This window comes from Polaromonas sp. P1_E3, assembly GCF_056405935.1.
Genome location: NZ_JBFUBD010000367.1, coordinates 1 through 2618 on the forward strand (window position 1 = coordinate 1; position 2618 = coordinate 2618).

A 2618-nucleotide genomic window follows, 5' to 3' on the forward strand; every position below is an offset into this window, starting at 1 on the left:
CGCTGCAGCCAGGGTGGCGCCGCCAGCCGAGGTCAAGTTGAAGGACCCCAAGGATTGGAAACTGGTAGGCAAGCGCCTGGCGCGGCTGGACACGCTGGACAAGGTCACCGGCAAGCAGGTGTATGGCGCGGACCTGAAACTGCCCGGCATGCTCAATGCAGCCATCAAGGACTGCCCGGTGTTCGGCGGCAAGGTCAAGAGCTTCAATGCCGCCGCGATTGAAAAGCGCCCCGGCGTGAAGAAGGTGCTGGCGGTTGGCGACAGCGCGGTGGCCGTTGTGGCCGACACCTGGTGGCGCGCCAAGACCGCGCTGGACGCACTGCCCATTGAATGGGACTACGGCCCCAATGTGGCGAATTCCAGCGCCACCGTTGCGGCAATGCTCAAGGCCGGAATGGACGCGCCCGAGGCCGCCGTCGGCAACCAGAACGGCGACGCCAAAGCCGCGCTGGTATCGGCTGCGCGCAAGATCGAAGCGGTGTATTCCTACCCGCACCAGAACCACGCGACCATGGAGCCCATGAACGCGACGGCGCGGTGGACGCCCGAGCGCTGTGAGGTCTGGACGCCTACCCAAAACGGTGAAGCGGCGCTGGCCGCCACCTCTGAAGCAGCAGGCCTTCCTGCCGGCAAATGCGAGGTCTACAAAATTCACCTGGGCGGCGGCTTCGGGCGGCGCGGCGCGGTGCATGACTGGGTACGCCAGGCGGTGGATATCGCCAAACAGATGCCTGGTGTGCCGGTCAAGCTGCTGTGGTCGCGTGAGGAAGACATGCTGCATGGCCGCTACCACCCGGTCACGCAGTGCAAGCTCCAGGCCGGACTGGACGCCCAGGGCAACGTCACGGCCCTGCACATGCGTATTTCGGGCCAGTCGATCCTGGCTGGCGTGGCACCGCAAAACGTCCGCAACGGACTGGACCCGGTGCAGTTTCAGGGCCTCAACGCACCGGGACCGGAAGCCTCCATAGGCTACAGCTTCCCCAACCTGCTGATAGACCACGCGATGCGCAACCCGAGCGTTCCGCCCGGCTTCTGGCGCGGCGTGAACCTGAACCAGAACACGATCTACCTCGAGTCGTTCATCGACGAAATCGCGGTTGCCACGAAGCAGGATCCGTTGGCCTTGCGGCGCAAGCTGATGACGAATCATCCGAAGCACCTGGCCGTGCTCAACGCTGTGGCCGAGCGCGTGAAATGGAACGTGCCGCCACCCGATATCGGTGGCCAGAAGGTCTACCGCGGCCTGGCCCAAACCATGGGCTTCGGCAGCTATGTAGCAGCCTGCGCCGAGGTTTCGGTCAGCAACGACGGCGTGCTCAAGGTTCACCGCATTGTGGCGGCCACCGACCCGGGCTATGCAGTCAATCCGCAGCAGATTGAAGCGCAGGTTGAGGGCTCCTTTGCCTATGGCCTGTCTGCGGCGCTGTTCGGCGAGTGCACACAAAAAGACGGCCGCATGGAGCAGGACAACTTCAGCACCTACCCCGTCGTACAGATGCAGCACATGCCGGCGGTGGRAACCATCATCGTCGCTTCGGGTGGTTTCTGGGGCGGTGTCGGTGAACCGACGATTGCGGTCGCGGCGCCTGCGGTGCTCAATGCCGTGTTCGCGGCGACAGGAAAACGCATACGCGACCTGCCGCTGAAGAACCACGACCTCAAAAAGGCATGAAAAGGCATGAACTGGCAAGGCGTCATTGCCGGCGGGATCATCATGATGGTGCCCTTGAGCAGTTTTGCGCAACATGCCGTACCGCCGCTACAGGTTGTCGGCGACGCGATACCCCAGGCGCTGACGGCAACGCCCGGGGACCCGTTTCGCGGCCGGGCCATCGTTGCAAGCCGCCAGCACGGCCTGTGCCTGCTCTGCCACACCGGCCCTGTTCCTGAAGAGCGCTTCCAGGGCAACCTGGCACCCGACCTGGCAGGCGCAGGCTCGCGATGGAACGAAGGTCAGTTGCGCCTGCGCATTGCCGATGCGCAGCGACTCAACCCCGCGAGCATCATGCCGGCCTACTACCGTACCGACGGGCTGGTGCGTGTGGGCGCAGCCTGGCAGGGGAAACCGGTACTGGGTGCGCAGCAGATTGAAGACGTCGTTGCCTTCCTGCTCACGTTGAAGTGACCCATGGCCGCCGATAACTTCCGTTCTGTCAGTCGGCGCCACATTCTGGCCGGTGCCGCTGGCATGAGCCTCGGCACCGTTTTGCGCCCCGCAGCGGCGCAGGCCGGTGAGCTGGCAGCAGCGGTGGCAGCCCATACCCAAAACGCGCCGGTGCGAGCCGGCAAGGTCAAGCTTGACATAGCCGAGCTGGTTGACAACGGCAATGTGGTGCCCATCACCGTCACGGTGGACAGTCCCATGACGGCGGCCGACCACGTGAAAAGCATTGCCGTCTTCAATGAGAAAAACCCCCAGCGCGATGTAGCCCGCTTCACGCTCGGCCCACGCGCCGGCAAGGCGAGCGTGACCACGCGCATCCGGCTGGCGACTTCGCAGCAGCTGGTAGCCGTAGCGCAGATGAATGACGGCAGCTATTGGTCACACACCGTCAGCGTCATCGTGACGCTGGCCGCCTGCATCGAAGGGGACCCATGAGCCCCCACGGTCGCTC

The 2618-nt window shown here is 64.5% G+C and carries 3 protein-coding genes; all 3 read left to right on the top strand.

Annotation, left to right across the window (positions count from 1 at the left end; translation table 11 throughout):
* Nucleotides 1–1675, top strand: a 1675-nt coding sequence (locus tag AC1D0Z_RS19295) for a xanthine dehydrogenase family protein molybdopterin-binding subunit (protein WP_477659799.1), incomplete at its 5' end; no start/stop codon positions are given.
* Between the two features lie 6 nt (nt 1676–1681).
* Nucleotides 1682–2128, top strand: coding sequence for a sulfur oxidation c-type cytochrome SoxX (soxX, locus tag AC1D0Z_RS19300; protein ID WP_477659800.1), 447 nt, complete (start codon nt 1682–1684; stop codon nt 2126–2128).
* Between the two features lie 3 nt (nt 2129–2131).
* On the top strand, nt 2132–2602 hold the full coding sequence (locus AC1D0Z_RS19305; RefSeq protein WP_477659801.1) for a SoxY-related AACIE arm protein: 471 nt from the start codon (nt 2132–2134) through the stop codon (nt 2600–2602).
* Nucleotides 2603–2618: the final 16 nt, after the last annotated feature.